At 70.3% G+C, this 13669-nt stretch carries 11 protein-coding genes; 7 read left to right on the top strand and 4 right to left on the bottom strand.

The window, feature by feature from the left end; translation table 11 throughout:
* Positions 1–490: 490 nt before the first annotated feature.
* On the bottom strand, positions 491–2089 hold the full coding sequence (locus MEICH_RS0108490; RefSeq protein ID WP_084542244.1) for a serine hydrolase domain-containing protein: 1599 nt from the start codon (positions 2087–2089) through the stop codon (positions 491–493).
* A 337-nt stretch (positions 2090–2426) separates the two neighbouring features.
* On the opposite strand from MEICH_RS0108490, the gene trxB reads away from it, so the two are divergent.
* The 3 genes from trxB to rlmB all read left to right on the top strand — a co-directional run bounded on the left by trxB (position 2427) and on the right by rlmB (position 6672).
* Positions 2427–3410, top strand: a complete 984-nt coding sequence (gene trxB / locus MEICH_RS0108485) for a thioredoxin-disulfide reductase (protein ID WP_027892249.1) — start codon at positions 2427–2429, stop codon at positions 3408–3410.
* Positions 3411–3565: 155 nt separating this feature from the next.
* Complete coding sequence (locus MEICH_RS0108480) at positions 3566–5659, top strand: ATP-binding protein (protein ID WP_027892248.1); 2094 nt, start codon at positions 3566–3568, stop codon at positions 5657–5659.
* Between the two features lie 296 nt (positions 5660–5955).
* A complete protein-coding gene (rlmB, locus tag MEICH_RS0108475) occupies positions 5956–6672 on the top strand; it encodes a 23S rRNA (guanosine(2251)-2'-O)-methyltransferase RlmB (protein ID WP_027892247.1) in 717 nt (238 codons plus the stop codon).
* On the opposite strand, the gene MEICH_RS0108470 is transcribed toward rlmB, so the two are convergent.
* Positions 6616–7335 carry a TerC family protein gene (locus tag MEICH_RS0108470; RefSeq protein ID WP_027892246.1) on the bottom strand — a complete coding sequence of 240 codons (720 nt, stop codon included), beginning with the start codon at positions 7333–7335 and terminating at the stop codon, positions 6616–6618. The genes rlmB and MEICH_RS0108470 overlap by 57 nt on opposite strands.
* Before the next feature lie 292 nt (positions 7336–7627).
* On the opposite strand from MEICH_RS0108470, the gene MEICH_RS0108465 reads away from it, so the two are divergent.
* The 3 genes from MEICH_RS0108465 to MEICH_RS0108455 are packed head-to-tail and all read left to right on the top strand — an operon-like array spanning position 7628 to position 9930.
* A complete protein-coding gene (locus MEICH_RS0108465) occupies positions 7628–8716 on the top strand; it encodes a M20 family metallopeptidase (protein WP_027892245.1) in 1089 nt (362 codons plus the stop codon).
* Positions 8717–8725: 9 nt separating this feature from the next.
* Positions 8726–9031: a hypothetical protein gene (locus tag MEICH_RS0108460; protein WP_420804463.1), complete on the top strand. Its 306-nt coding sequence runs from the start codon at positions 8726–8728 to the stop codon at positions 9029–9031.
* Positions 9028–9930 carry an ROK family protein gene (locus tag MEICH_RS0108455; protein ID WP_027892243.1) on the top strand — a complete coding sequence of 301 codons (903 nt, stop codon included), beginning with the start codon at positions 9028–9030 and terminating at the stop codon, positions 9928–9930. The genes MEICH_RS0108460 and MEICH_RS0108455 overlap by 4 nt, the downstream gene beginning before the upstream one ends.
* 463 nt (positions 9931–10393) lie before the next feature.
* Here the strand turns inward: MEICH_RS0108455 and cmk are convergent, their stop codons facing one another.
* Both cmk and aroA read right to left on the bottom strand, forming a co-directional pair.
* Positions 10394–11029, bottom strand: coding sequence for a (d)CMP kinase (gene cmk, locus MEICH_RS0108450; protein WP_027892242.1), 636 nt, complete (start codon positions 11027–11029; stop codon positions 10394–10396).
* Positions 11030–11032: 3 nt separating this feature from the next.
* Entirely contained in the window at positions 11033–12313 is a 1281-nt protein-coding gene (gene aroA / locus MEICH_RS0108445) for a 3-phosphoshikimate 1-carboxyvinyltransferase (RefSeq protein WP_027892241.1), read from the bottom strand.
* 246 nt (positions 12314–12559) lie between these two features.
* Between aroA and MEICH_RS0108440 the strand changes: the two genes are divergently transcribed.
* Positions 12560–13546 carry a DHH family phosphoesterase gene (locus MEICH_RS0108440; protein WP_027892240.1) on the top strand — a complete coding sequence of 329 codons (987 nt, stop codon included), beginning with the start codon at positions 12560–12562 and terminating at the stop codon, positions 13544–13546.
* Positions 13547–13669 lie beyond the last annotated feature (123 nt).

Raw genomic sequence — 13669 nt, 5'->3', positions numbered from 1 at the left:
CAGTGATCGATAGTCAATAGTCGATAGTCGATAGTCGATAGTCGATAGCCGATAGCCCCACTAGCCCACTAGCCCCATAGCTGATAGCCTCGTTGAAATCAATCATCCACTGGGGTTGTGCCCGGCCCAACAGCTAACTACAGCCCCACCTCCCAGGAGACGGGCGCTCGTGCCGTGCTGCCCGCCCCGGCCGGGGTGTGCGGCTCGCGAGGGAGGGGGTGACGGGGGTGTCGGGGAAGCTGAGGCCGCCGGCCCCGGCGGCATGTCTGCGAGTCCCTCGGGGGAGCCCAGGGGGAGCAGGTTTCCGGCGTATGCCGGATCGCGTACCGCGATGCCCTCGCCATGTGGAATGGCCTCCCCCTCGCTCCCCTGACGGCGGAGCGGGGGTCACCAAACCACCCCACCGCATACCGACCCATCCCCACCAAAGGTAAGGAAAAGGGCGAACACGAAGTTCGCCCCTGCGAATCGGTTGGAATTTCGGGTCGGCCTACCGGGTGGTGATCAGCTTCCAGGCTCGAGCCTGAGGGGTTAGGCGGAGCTCGAGCAGGGCGCGCAGTTCGGCGGGGAGGGGCTCGAGCGGCTGGCGCAGGGCGGCTTGGGCCCTGGCGGCGCGGGTGAAGACGTACTCCCCTTCGGGCGCGGGCAGCACCACCACGGGCTGGCCCCCTTCCATCCGCAGTTGCAGCGGCACCCCCGCCAACCCCGCGTCGGTGGTGAGGTAGTACACCTGGCCCATCGCCTGGTAGCGCTTGGCGTGGGTGACGATGGCCCCGGTGTCCACCCGCAGGGCGTCGCCCTCGAGGCTCAGCTCCAGGGTGCCCAGCTCGGGGTGGCCGTAGCGGCCCAGGTAGGGGTTGACCGCCTCGGGCTGCACGGGCTTGAGCTGGGCCGCGACCTGCTTGTACTGCTGCTGCATCTTCCCGACCTCGTCGCGGAAGATCTTGTCGAACTCGCGCCGCTGGTCGAAGACGATCTCGAGCACCCGCATCTGCACGGCGGTGTTGAACAGCAGGCCCTGGCCGCTCGCCAGCACCACCACGCCCAGCCCGGACTCGGGGAGGAAGGCCAGCAGGGCGCTGAAGCCCAGGGTGTTGCCGCCGTGGAAGATCAGCTTCTGGCCCCGGTACTCGGCCACGATCCAGCCCAGCGCGTAGTCCACGCCCTGCTCGATGGTGACTCGAGGCTTCCAGGTCTCGGCCAGGTTGGCGCTCGAGACCACCCGGGTGCCGTCCGGCGCGACCCCGCCCGCCATCTGGGTGCGCAGGTAGCGGGTCATGTCCTCGAGGGTCGACCAGTGCGCGCCCGCCGGGCCGATGGGGCTGAGGACACTCTCGTAGGCCAGCGGGATCGCCGTCTGCTCGGCCTCGATGCTCAGGCCGTGCGGCTGGGCGTAGTCGGCGCGGGCCTCGACGGCGGCGAAGGAGAGGGTGGTGTCGGGCATCCCGACGGGGTTCAGCACCCGCGCCGCCAGTTCCGCGGCGTAGCCCTCGAGCCAGTCTCCCCCCTGCCCCGCCGCCTTGGCCGCGGCGAACCCGCCGATGGCCACCATCTGGTTGGAGTAGGCGAAGGTCTTGCCGAAGGGGCCGTCGAGGGGGTAGTTCCGCACGGACTCGACCACCTTCTCGGGGGTCAGGCCCTCGCCGCCCAGCAGGAACTGGAGGTCGCGCCGGGGCACCCCGGTGCACTGGCACACCAGGTCCTGGAAGGTGACCTTGGGTGAGAGCGCCGGGTCGATGAGCTCGAACTGGGGGAGGATCTGCTGGGCCGGGGTGGTCCAGGCGGCCTTTCCGGCGTCGACCAGGCCGGCCATCAGCATCGTGGTGAGCGACTTGCCGGTGGAGCCGATCATGAAGTGGGTGCCCGGCCCGACCGGCCCCCCTCCCTGGCGCTTGACCCCGAAAGCCTTCTGGTAGACCACCGCCCCGTCGCGGATCACCGCCACCGCCGCCCCCTGCACCCCCTCGACCTGCATGGCCTGGGGGACGTAAGCGTCGAGCTCCTCGCCCAGGGTAGGCGGCTTGGTCTGCGGGCAGGCGACCAACACCGCCGTCAGGACCACGAATGCTACCAACCTCAATCCCTTCATCACACTCCTCCGAAGTTGTGCCAGGTCCAGGTTACCCCACCCCCTTCGCTGATACCAGATTCGGTTGGTCCGGCGCCGTTCGGCGCCGGACCAACCCGACCGAAGGGAGTGCTCTAGGATTCAAAAAGATAGCCTCTGGAAGTCTTTGGATTGGGTGACTATCTTTTTGAATCCGGTATGAGAGAAGCGAGCGGCCTCGAGGTCATCTCCCGCGGCGTTCATCGAACCGTTGGGACCGCAAACCCCCGGCCGGCCAGGCACGGGACGGGATAAGTCACCCCGGTTACCGACGCCGCCGGCGGGCCGGGTGTACCTTGGTACGGGTGATTGGAGTCTTATGAGCAACCTCTATGACGTGGTAATCATCGGCGGGGGCCCGGCGGGCCTCACGGCGGGCATCTACGCCGGGCGCGGCGGCCTCAAGACGGTGGTCCTGGAGAAGGGGCTGCCCGGCGGGCAGATCGCCCAGACCGAAGAGGTCGAGAACTACCCCGGCTTCCCCGAGGGCATCAGCGGGCCCGAGCTGGCCGAGCGCATGCTCAAGCAGGCCCAGAAGTTCGGGGTCGAGGTGCAGATGGAGGAGGTGCTGGGGCTCGAGCTGACCGATCTGGGCTTCGTGGTCAAGGGCTACGGGCAGAGCTACCTCAGCCGCAGCGTGATCCTGGCCACCGGGGCCAACCCCAAGCAGCTCGGCGTGCCCGGCGAGGAGAAGTTCTACGGCCGCGGCGTGAGCACCTGCGCGACCTGCGACGGCTTTTTCTACCGCGGCAAGGAGGTGGTGGTGGTGGGCGGGGGCGACGCCGCCGTGGAGGAGGGGCTGTTCCTGACCAAGTTCGCCTCCAAGGTCACCCTGATCCACCGCCGCGACGAGCTGCGGGCCAACAAGACCGCCCAGGAGCGGGCCTTCGCCAACCCCAAGATGCACTTCCTGTGGAGCCACGTGGTCGAGGAGGTGCTGGGTGACGAGACGGTGAACGGGGTGCGGCTCAAGAACCTCAAGACCGGCGAGGTCTACGACTACCCGGCCGACGGCGTCTTCGTCTTCATCGGGCACGTGCCCAACACCGGCTTCCTGGGCGGGGTGGTGGCGCTGCGGGGCGACGGCTACGTGGACGTGAAGGACGAGATCTACACCAGCGTGCCCGGCCTCTTCGCCGCCGGCGACGTGGCCGACCCGATCTACCGCCAGCTCACCACCAGCGTGGGGGCCGGAACCCGCGCCGCCATGGCTGCCGAGAAGTACCTGCTCGAGCGCGAGGCGCCCCACAGCGAGGCCGCCCAGGACCCCTCGCCCGTGGCGAGCGAGTGGCTCTCCCACTAAACGCCCCAGCGTCCTCACACAGGCCGCCGCCCCTAAGGCGGCGGTTTTGCTGGCCCTTCCTCGCCCCCAACCCGAAAAGCTGCTGAACGCCGTCCAGATGCCCACCGGCGCTCGCTGCTATACTCATCGAAGACCCCAGCGCTAAGGTTCGCTTCATGGCCGAGCCCGCCGAACGCCCCAGCACCCTGCGCGAGCGCCTGCTGAGCGCCCGCCGCCGTCGTTTCGTGGGGCGGGAAAGCGAGAAGACGCTGCTGCGCTCGGAGTTGCTGGACCCCCGGGGCTCCTTGATCCTGCTGCACCTCTACGGGCCGGGCGGGGTGGGCAAGACCGCCCTGCTGGGGGAGTTCGCCGCGCTGGCGCTCGAGCACGGCTTCTCCCCCCTCCCCCTCGACGCCCGCAACCTGGACCCCTCCCCCGAAGGCTTCCTGCTGGCGCTGCGAATGCACCTGGGGCTGGGCGCAAACGCCTCGCCGCTCGAGCATCTTGCCCGGGAGCGCCCCACGCTGCTGCTTTTGGACACCTACGAGGCCCTTACCCCGCTCGACGGCTGGCTGCGCGAGGTCTTCCTGCCCCAGCTCCCCGAGACCGCGCGGGTGGTGCTGGCCGGGCGCAACCCGCTGGCGGCACCCTGGCACGCCGACCCCGGCTGGCGGTCGCTGTTCCGTTCGCTGAGCCTGCGCAACCTGCGCCCCGAGGAGAGCCGCGACTTCCTGGCCCGGCGCGGCATCCCCGAGGCCCAGCACGGCGCGGTGCTCGAGTTCACCCACGGCCACCCCCTGGCGCTGTCGCTGGTGGCCGACGTGCTGGAGGGCAAGCAGGGCCTGGGCTTCCGCCCCGACTCCAACCCCGACGTGGTGCGCAGCCTGCTCGAGCGCTTCGTGCAGCAGGTGCCCTCGCCGCTGCACCGGGCCGCGCTCGAGACCAGCGCCCTCGTGCGCGTGACCACCGAGCCGCTGCTGGGCGCGGCGCTGGAGCTCGACGACGCCCACGAATACTTCGAGTGGCTGCGGGGCCTCTCCTTCGTGGAGTCGGGGCCGCAGGGCCTGTTCCCCCACGACCTCGCCCGCGAGGCCCTCGACGCCGACCTGCGCTGGCGCAACCCCGACCGGTACGCCGAGCTGCACCGCCGGGTGCGCGGCTACTACACCAAAAAGCTCCTGGAGAGCCGGGGCCTCGAGCAGCAGCGCGCCCTGATCGACGACGTGTACCTGCACCGCCACAACCCCATGGTCAAGCCCTTCCTCGAGTGGGGCGAGTTCGGCAGCGTTTACGGCGAGGGGGGCCGCCCCCAGGACCACGCGGCGGTGCTGGAGATGGTCGAGCGCCACGAGGGGCCGCAGTCGGCGCAGGTCGCCCGGCGCTGGCTGGAGCTCCAGCCCCAGGGGCTCACCGTCTACCGCGGCCAGGGGCACGAGCCGGCAGGCTTCATGCTGCGCCTCGAGCTGCACGCCGCCGCCGAAGCCGACCTCGAGGCCGACCCCGCCACCCGCGCCGCCCTGGCCTACGCCCGCCGCCAGGCCCCGCCGCGCCCCGGCGAGGCGATGATCCTCTTCCGCTTCTGGATGAGCCGCGAGCACTACCAGCAGGTCTCGCCGGTGCAGAGCCTGATCTTCATCCACGCCGTACAGCAGTACTTCGCCCACCCCAAGCTCTCCTGGAGCTTCTTCCCCTGCGCCTCACCCGAGTTCTGGAGCCCGGCGCTGGGCTACATGGATATCCGCCGCGCCCCCGAGGCCGACTGGGAGCTCGACGGCAAGCGCTACGGCCAGTTCGCCCACGACTGGCGGGCGCTGCCGGTCGGGGCCTGGCTCGAGCTCCTGGGCCAGCGCGAGCTCGACCCCCAGTTCGGCCCCGAACAGGAGCCCGAACGGGCCGTCCCGGTGGTCGTGCTCTCCGAGCCGGAGTTCAGGGAGGCGGTCAAGCACGCCCTGCGCGACTTCACCCGCCCCGCCGCCCTCGCCCACAACCCCCTGCTGCGCTCGAGGCTCCTGCGCGAACGCACCCCCGAGCCCGTCCCCGCCGACCTCCAAGCCCTGCTGCGCGAAGCCGCCCACGGCCTCGAGGCCAACCCCAAGGACCACAAGCTCTACCGCGCCCTCCAGCGCACCTACCTCGAGCCCGCCGCCACCCAGGAACTCGCCGCCGAACTCCTCGACCTGCCCTTCAGCACCTACCGCCGCCACCTCACGCAGGGGATTGAGCGGGTGGCGGAGTGGTTGTGGCAGAGGGAGTTGTATGGGGTGGTGTGAGGCGATAGCCGATAGCTGATGGCCGATAGCTGATAGCCAAACGCAAAACGCAAGACGCCCCTTCTTCACCCCCCTTAGCAAGGGGGGCTGGGGGGGATATCCCCTCCCCGCATGCGGGGAGGGTTGGGGAGGGGTAACCACGAGCCACGAGCCACGAGCCACGGGCGACAGGCCACAGGCCACTAGCCTCCCGCTGACGGCTGATGGCTGACCGCTTCCCACTCCCTGCTCGGGAGCAGCGACCGGAGACCATCCCCTTGGCCCAACTCACCCCTTCCCCGATTAGACTGAAGCTTATGTTGATCTACGGACGTAACCCGGTGCTCGAGGCCATCAAGGAAGGGCGGGTGAGCCGGGTTTGGGTGGCCCGGGGGGTCGAGCCCTGGCTGCTCAAGGAGCTCGACAAGCTGGACGTGGACTACGAGCAAGTCCCGCGCATCGAGCTCGACCAGCGGCTACGGACCACGCACCACCAGGGCATTGCCGCCGAGGTGGCCGACCTCAAGTTCTCCGACCCCGAAGCCCCCTTCGAACTCGCCAAGAAGCGCGGGGAAACCCCGCTCCTGGTGCTGCTCGACGGCATCACCGACCCGCGCAACTACGGGGCGATTATTCGTAGCGCGCTGGCGCTGGGGGCGCACGGGGTCGTCACGGAGGAGCGGCGCAGCGCCCCGCTTTCGGCGCTGGTGCTCAAGGCTTCGGCGGGGACGGCGGGCAAGCTGCCGCTGGTGCAGGTGAAGAACCTCGCACGCTACCTCGAGGAGCTCAAGCAGCGCGGGGTGTGGGTCTACGGCGCGGCCGGCAAGGCGGCCAAGGACCTCGAGGCCCTCGACTACAAGCGCCCCCTGGCCATCGCCATCGGCTCGGAGGGCGAGGGCCTGCGGCGGCTGGTGGCCGAGCGCTGCGACGAGCTCTTGCACATCCCCATGCACCCCGAGGCCGAGTCGCTCAACGCCTCAGTCGCGCTGAGCATCATCCTCTACCGGGTCGGGCTGGGGCGCGCGCAGGGCTAGGAAGCCGCCCACCAGCAAGATGCCCAGCGTCCCGGCCCAGAACACCGCCTGGGGAAGGTGCGGCGCGAGCTCGGGCCGCCCCATGAGCTCGGCGGCCTTGGCCCAGCCCTCCACCACCAGCTTGACCCCGGCCCAGCCCACCACCGCGTAGGCGACCTGCTCGAGGCGGGGGTAATGCTCCATCACCCGCACCATCCAGCCCGCGGCCAGCCGGATCAGCAGGATGCCGATGGCGACGCCCGTGAAGATCACCCACAAGACGGTGCTGAAGGCCACCACTACCAGCACCGAGTCGATGGCGAAGACCAGGTCCACGACGTTGAGCATCACCACGACGCGCCAGAAGGAGGGCGGGCGGCCCAGAGGGAGCTCCCCCTCGAGCCTGCGGCGCCGGTGGTGCAGCAGGTGCTGCACGGCCAGGTAAACCAGGTAAACCCCCCCCAGCACCTGGATCCACCACACCTGGATGATCACCGTGGCGAAAAACAGCGCCAGCCCCCGCAACACGTAGGCCCCCACCAACCCGTACAACAGGGCCTGCCCCCGCTGGTCGGGCGGCAGGGGCCGCACCATCACCGCCAGCACCACCGCGTTGTCCACCGAGAGGACGGCCTCGAGGACCACGATGGTCGCGATCACCAGCAGCGCGGTCCCCAGGTCCATGGGCCTAGCATCTTCCAAGGGCTGGCAGACAAACAAGGCACCGGGTTTCAAAGGGCGGAGGTCGGGTTCAGGGAGGCTCGCGGTTTACCCCACCCCTTCCCTCCCCGCGCGCGGGGAGGGGATATCCCCCCTAACCCCCCTTGCTAAGGGGGGAACAAGGCGTCTTGCGTCTTGCATCTTGCGTTTGGCGTTTGGCGTATTGCGTACGACGTACGACCCGCGCCCAGCGTCCGGCTATCGGCTATCGGCTATGAGCTATCGACCCCCCACCCAATGCAGTAAGGTAGGCCCCATGGATTTGGCACGTTCCCTTTCGCGGCTGATCCAGGCCGAGAGCTATTCCGGGCGCGAGGAGAGCGCAGTGCGGGTGCTGGTGGAGCTGCTCGAGGGGCTGGGGTTGCGCCCCGAGGTGGACGAGGCGGGCAACGTCGAGGCCGTGCTGGGCTCGGAGGGGCCGGAGATCGTCCTCACCGGGCACAGCGACGTGGTCCCCGCCGGTGACCCCGGGGCCTGGCCCCACCCCCCGTTCGCCGGGGTGGTCGAGGGCGGGAAGGTGTGGGGGCGCGGCGCGGTGGACATGAAGGGGCCGCTGGTGGCGATGCTGGGGGCCCTCGAGCAGCTCAAGGGGCGGCGGCTGGCGGGGCGGGTGCGCTTCCTGGCGACGGTGCAGGAGGAGCTGGGCGGGCTGGGCAGCCGCTACGCCTCGAGCCGCCTCAGGCTCGAGCCCCCCAAGGCCGTCCTGCTGGGCGAACCCTCGGCCGGGCGGGTCATGCGCGGGCACCGGGGCCGCGGCGAGATCTGGGCCGACTTCCCCGGCGACCAGGCCCACGCCGCGATGGCGACGGGCACCAACCCCATCTACTCGCTGGCCGACTTCCTGGCCGGGCTCGAGAAGCACCCCGAGTCCTTCGACGTCCGGCTCACCCCCACGCGGCTGGAGACCTACCCCCAGGCCACCAACGTGGTGCCCGGGGTGGCCCGGGTGGTGCTCGACCTGCGCTACGAGCCCGGCGCCGACATCCACGACCTGCTCGACGGGCTGCGCGACAGCGCGGGCGAGGCCAGCCTCTACGTCCCCGAGGAGGAGCTGGTCTCGGGACCGGTGCGCATGAGCATCTCGGCGCTGCTGCCCGCCTACTCCCTCGACAGCGACCACCCCCTCCTTGCCGTGGCCCTGCGCGCGCTGGGGCAGGAGTCGGCGGGCTTCTGGAGCTTCACCACCGACGCGCCCTACCTCGCCTGGAGCGGGGCCCCCGTGATCGGCTACGGCCCCGGCGACCCCGAGCTCGCCCACACCACCTTCGAGCACGTCGCCGTGGACGCGCTCGAGACCGCCGCGGCCGCCTACGCCAACTTGGTCCAGGCTTTGCTCGAGGCCTGAGGGCCGCGCATGGGCGATAAACTGGACGCGATGGACGATCCGCCCAAGACCCGGATGATCGGCGGCCACCGCTACGCCTTCCTGGGCAGCTTCCCCCGCCTCTACGCCGAGGGCCTCAAGGCCCAGCTCGAGGCCGGCCGCATTCCCGTTCACATCGAAACCCCCTTCACCGACGCAGGAATCATCGAGATTTACATGGGGACGTACATGGGCGACGTGTCGCTTTGGGTCCCGGTCGACCTGCTCGACCAGGCCCACCGCGTGCTCGAGCGCGAGGCGCCGCCCCAAGAACCCCCTCATCAGGAGGAGCCATGAGCGTTGTCGGAATCGACCTGGGCGGGACCAAGATCGCGGCAGGGGTCTTCGCCGACGGGGCCATCCACTCCAAGATCACCGTGCCCACCCCCGAGGCGGGCGGCCAGGCCGTGATCGAGGCCATGGCCTCGGCGGCCCACAGCGCCATGCAGGCCGCCGGGACCGTCGCCAAGGCCATCGGGCTGGGCACGCCGGGCCCGCTGGACTTCAAGCAGGGCGTCATCAAGTTCGCCCCCAACATCGCCGGGTTCACCAATTTCCCGATCCGGAGCCTGCTCGAGGCCGCTTCCGGCCTGCCGGTCTACGTCGAGAACGACGCCAACGCCGCCGCGCTGGCCGAGCACTTCCTGGGGGCCGCCCGCGGCGCCGAGAGCTCGCTGTTCGTCACCGTCTCCACCGGCGTCGGCGGCGGCTTCGTGTGGGGCAACCGCGTGCTGCGCGGCGCCCACGGCCAGGGCGCCGAGGTCGGGCACATCACCGTGCTCCCCGGCGGCCCCGCCTGCGGCTGCGGCTTGGAGGGCTGCCTCGAGGCCCTCACCACCGGCCCCGCCATGGAGCGCATGGCCCACGCCGTCTACAAGACCGAAGTCAGCACCCGCGAACTCTTCGCCCGCTTCCAGTCTGGCGAATCCAAAGCCCAGCGCATCGTCCTGCAAGCCGCCCACTACGTCGGCATCGGCCTCGCCTCACTGGTCAAGGTCTACGACCCCGAAGTCATCGTCCTGGGCGGCGGCATCGCCCTCAACGCCGGCCAGGCCTACCTCGACGAGGTGCAGTCCACCTACCGCCACTACCTCGAGGGCTGGATCGCCCCCCCGCTCAAGCTAGCCCAACTCGGCACCGAGGCCGGTCTGCTAGGAGCAGCGCTGGCGGCGGCGGTAGAGGTGGGGGAAGTCTAGGGTCGATGGTCGATAGTCGATAGCCCATAGCTGATAGCCGATAGCCGATAGCTAAAAATCATCCACTTGGGTTGTGCCCCGCCCGCAGGCCAACTACAGCCCCACTCCCCAGGGGACACCCGCTCGACCTGCGGGCCCGTCCCCGGCCGGGGTGTGCGGCTCACGCGGGAGGGGGTGAGGGAGGTGGCGCAGACGGGCACGCCGCCGGGTCAAGGTGCGGCCCGCACCCCCGCACACGCGGGCACTGAGGCCCGGCGGCATGTCCGCGAGTCCCTCGGGGGAGCCCAGGGGGAGCAGGTTTCCGGCGTATGCCGGATCGCGTACCGCGATGCCCTCGCCACGTGGAATGGCCTCCCCCTCCGGCCCCTGACGGCGGAACCGACACCGCCAAACCAAAGCACCGCAAACCAACCCCCTCCCCCCGCAGGAGAAGGGATGAACTCGAGTTCACCCCTCCAGGCCGCTACGGGGTCCGTGTGCGGATGCGCTCGAGGATCGTGTTCACCACCTCCTCGAGCCCCATCGCGCTCGTGTCGATGATGATGGCGTCCGGGGCCGGAGGGATCTGCTTGGCGTCGGCCGCGTCGCGGCGGATGAGGTCGGCCAGCACCGTCGGGTAGTCGGCGTCGCGCTCCCCCACCCGCCGCCTGGCTCGCACCTCCGGCGTGGCCGTGAGGTAGAACTTGAGCGCCGCATCAGGAAACACCGTGCTGCCCATGTCCCGCCCCTCCACCACGAAGGGCGGCTGCAAGGAGCGCAGCGAGCGGTAGACGTAGGCCCGCACCTCGGGGTGGCGGGCCACCGCCGAGACGGCCTGGTCGATCTCGAGGGTGTGCATGTGGGCGGTCACGTCCTGCCCCTCCGCCAACATGCGGTTGCCCTCCGGCAGCGGCACGAGCTGGATGGGGTGGTGGCTCAGCAGGTGCAGGATGGCGGCCTCGTCCTCGGGGTCCACGCCGTAGCGCCCGACCTGATAGGTCACGCCGCGGTAGATCAGGCCGCTCGAGACGTAGGGCAGCCCCAGCTCGGCGGCGACCCGCCGGGCCACACTCGACTTGCCCGAGGCCGAGGGGCCGTCGATGGTGATGACGTCCGGCATGATTCAGTCCTTGCCCGCCAGGCGCTCGAGGTCCTCCCAGAAGCTCGGGAAGGAGATGCTGGCCCACTGTGCGTCCTGCACCGTCACGCCCTTCTGCAGCCCGCACACCGCGAAGGCCATGGCGATGCGGTGGTCGTGGAAGGGCTCCACCACGCCCCCGCCCTGCACCGAGCCGCCCCAGATGCGGATCCAGTCGGGGCCCGCTTCCGTCCTCACGCCCAGGTTGTGCAGGTTCTTGGCGATGGCCGCCAGCCGGTCGGACTCCTTGACCCGCAATTCCTCGAGGTTGGGGATGAAGGTCTCGCCCTCGGCCCAGGCGGCCGCGGCGGCCAGGATGGGCACCTCGTCCACCATCAGCGGGATGAGGGCCGGGTCCACCGCGACGCCCTTGAGGCTCGAGGAGCGCGCCCGAATCCAACCCACCGGCTCGCCGTCGTGGCCCTCGGTGACCTCCCAGGTGAGATCGGCGCCCATCTCCTTGAGCACGCTGAGCAGGCCGGTGCGGGTGGGGTTGAGCCCCACGCCCTCGAGCGTCACCTCGCTGTCGGGGGTGATGAGGGCGGCCACGATGAAGAAGGCCGCGCTGCTGATGTCGCCAGGCACGGTGAGGTCGCGGGCCGGGTAGGGTCTGGCCCGCTCGGTGCGGATCTGGTTGCCCTCGACCGTTATGGGCAGGCCGAAGTGGCGGAAGATGCGCTCGGAGTGGTCGCGGGTGGGAGCCTTCTCGACCACCACCGTCTCCCCCTCGGCGAAGAGGCCCGCCAGCAGCACCGCGCTCTTGACCTGGGCGCTGGGCACGGGCAGCTCGTAGCGGATGCCCTTCAGCCCGCCCCCCCGGATCGCCAGCGGGGCCAGCCTGCCGCCCTCGCGCCCCTCGATGCGCGCGCCCATCTGCCGCAGGGGCTCGGTCACCCGGCCCATGGGGCGGCGCTTGAGCGAGGCGTCGCCGGTGAGCACGCTGAAGACCTCCTGCCCCGACAGCAGCCCGCTCACCAGCCGGATCAGGGTGCCGGCGTTGCCGCAGTCGAGGACGTCGGCGGGCTCGCGCAATTGCAGCCCCGCGCCGCGCACGCGGAAGTGCTCGCCCTCTTCGTGAATCTCGGCCCCCAGCGCCCGCATCACCGCCGCGGTGGAGAGGGTGTCCCCGGCCTTGAGGGGGTGGTAGAGCCAGGTCTCCCCCTCGGCCATGGCCCCCAGCATCAGGCCGCGGTGGGTCACCGACTTGTCGCCGGGCACCCGCAGGCGGCCGCGCAGGGAAAGTGTTGGAGTGATCAGCCGTTCCATCCCTGGGGATTATAGCCTCGAGCCCCCGCCCTCCCCGCCTTTGGCCGGGGCGAACGCGGGGCCCCGGCGCGTTTCGCCCCTCCGACCGGCCTCCGGCTATCCGGAGGTTGCCGGACCCCGGCCAGAAAGCCCCGTTTCTCATGTCAAGAGCGCCGGAGCTCATGGGCAAGGGCTCGAGGCCGCTTTGCTATAGAGCGAGTTCATATCGGGGTATACTCATCCAACCGGCGTATAGTGGGGCGAGTTATGGATGGTATTCACAACCAAGCAGATCCTCAATATTGGTCGAAGCTGCAATTAGTGGCAGACACCCTCAAAGGCATCCAGGGCCCGATCGTGGTCGTCTCGCACGTCGACCCCGACGGCGACGCCATCGGCTCGAGCCTGGGGTTGGCCCGGGCGCTCAAGGCGCTGGGCAAGCAGGTCACCTGGATCGCCCGGGTGCCGCGTTACCTGAGCTTCCTGGTCCGCGAGGGCGAGGCCAGCCCGCCCATCGAGCACGTGCCCGAGGGCACCACGCTGGTCGTGGTGGACGCCGCCGAGCCCAGCCGCGTGGAGGGGGCCCCGGTCGAGGGCTTCGTGATCAACCTCGACCACCACGGCACCAACCCCCGCTTCGGTAACCTGGCGGTCGTGGACCCCTCCAAGGCGGCCACCTGCCAGATCGTCAAGGAGCTCATCGACCTGCTCGAGGTGCCCTGGACCCCCGACCTGGCCACCGTGGTCCTCACCGGCCTCATCACCGACACCGGCAACTTCCGCTTCTCCAACACCACCCCCGAGCTGCTCTACACCGCCGCCGACCTCATCGCCCACGGCGTCCCCTACGCCGAGCTCACCGACCGGCTCCAGTGGCGCCCCCAGGCCTACTTCACCAGCCTGGCCCAGGTGCTCTCGACGGTGCAGTTCCACTTCGGCGGCCTGGTGGTCACCGCCCACATGCCCCCCGGCGACTACGAGGACGACTCCGACGACTACGTGGGCCAGATCCGCTACGCCGAGGGCTCGCAGCTCGCGGTATTTCTGCGCCAGCGCGGCCCCGACGTCAAGGTGAGCCTGCGCAGCCGGGGCGGGGTCTCGGCCCAGGCCGTCGCGGTCAAGCTGGGCGGCGGGGGCCACGTGCCCGCGGCGGGGGCCACCCTGCGCGGCATGACCCTCGAGCAGGCCTACCCCAAGGTGCTCGCCGCCGTGGAGGAAGAGCTGCGCCGCTCGGGCTACCTCGAGGCTGCCTGAACCCCGAACCCCCAAACCCCGAAGGGCGAGGCGCTGCCTCGCCCTTTTTGCTCTCCCCTCGTCTCGAGCGGGGCGTGAACAAGCCGGCCTCCCCGCAAGCGGGGGAGGCCGGAACGCTGGCCG

This window comes from Calidithermus chliarophilus DSM 9957 (genome assembly GCF_000430045.1).
GTDB classification, from domain to species: Bacteria; Deinococcota; Deinococci; order Deinococcales; family Thermaceae; genus Calidithermus; species Calidithermus chliarophilus.
This window is presented reverse-complemented; position numbering and strand designations above follow the sequence as displayed.

Bases quoted from the DNA above. Each gene is read 5' to 3' on its own strand.
- MEICH_RS0108490 (WP_084542244.1), bottom strand. From the start codon at position 2,089: ATGAAGGGATTGAGGTTGGTAGCATTCGTGGTCCTGACGGCGGTGTTG.
- trxB (WP_027892249.1), top strand. From the start codon at position 2,427: ATGAGCAACCTCTATGACGTGGTAATCATCGGCGGGGGCCCGGCGGGC.
- MEICH_RS0108480 (WP_027892248.1), top strand. From the start codon at position 3,566: ATGGCCGAGCCCGCCGAACGCCCCAGCACCCTGCGCGAGCGCCTGCTG.
- rlmB (WP_027892247.1), top strand. From the start codon at position 5,956: ATGTTGATCTACGGACGTAACCCGGTGCTCGAGGCCATCAAGGAAGGG.
- MEICH_RS0108470 (WP_027892246.1), bottom strand. From the start codon at position 7,335: ATGGACCTGGGGACCGCGCTGCTGGTGATCGCGACCATCGTGGTCCTC.
- MEICH_RS0108465 (WP_027892245.1), top strand. From the start codon at position 7,628: ATGGATTTGGCACGTTCCCTTTCGCGGCTGATCCAGGCCGAGAGCTAT.
- MEICH_RS0108460 (WP_420804463.1), top strand. From the start codon at position 8,726: ATGGGCGATAAACTGGACGCGATGGACGATCCGCCCAAGACCCGGATG.
- MEICH_RS0108455 (WP_027892243.1), top strand. From the start codon at position 9,028: ATGAGCGTTGTCGGAATCGACCTGGGCGGGACCAAGATCGCGGCAGGG.
- cmk (WP_027892242.1), bottom strand. From the start codon at position 11,029: ATGCCGGACGTCATCACCATCGACGGCCCCTCGGCCTCGGGCAAGTCG.
- aroA (WP_027892241.1), bottom strand. From the start codon at position 12,313: ATGGAACGGCTGATCACTCCAACACTTTCCCTGCGCGGCCGCCTGCGG.
- MEICH_RS0108440 (WP_027892240.1), top strand. From the start codon at position 12,560: ATGGATGGTATTCACAACCAAGCAGATCCTCAATATTGGTCGAAGCTG.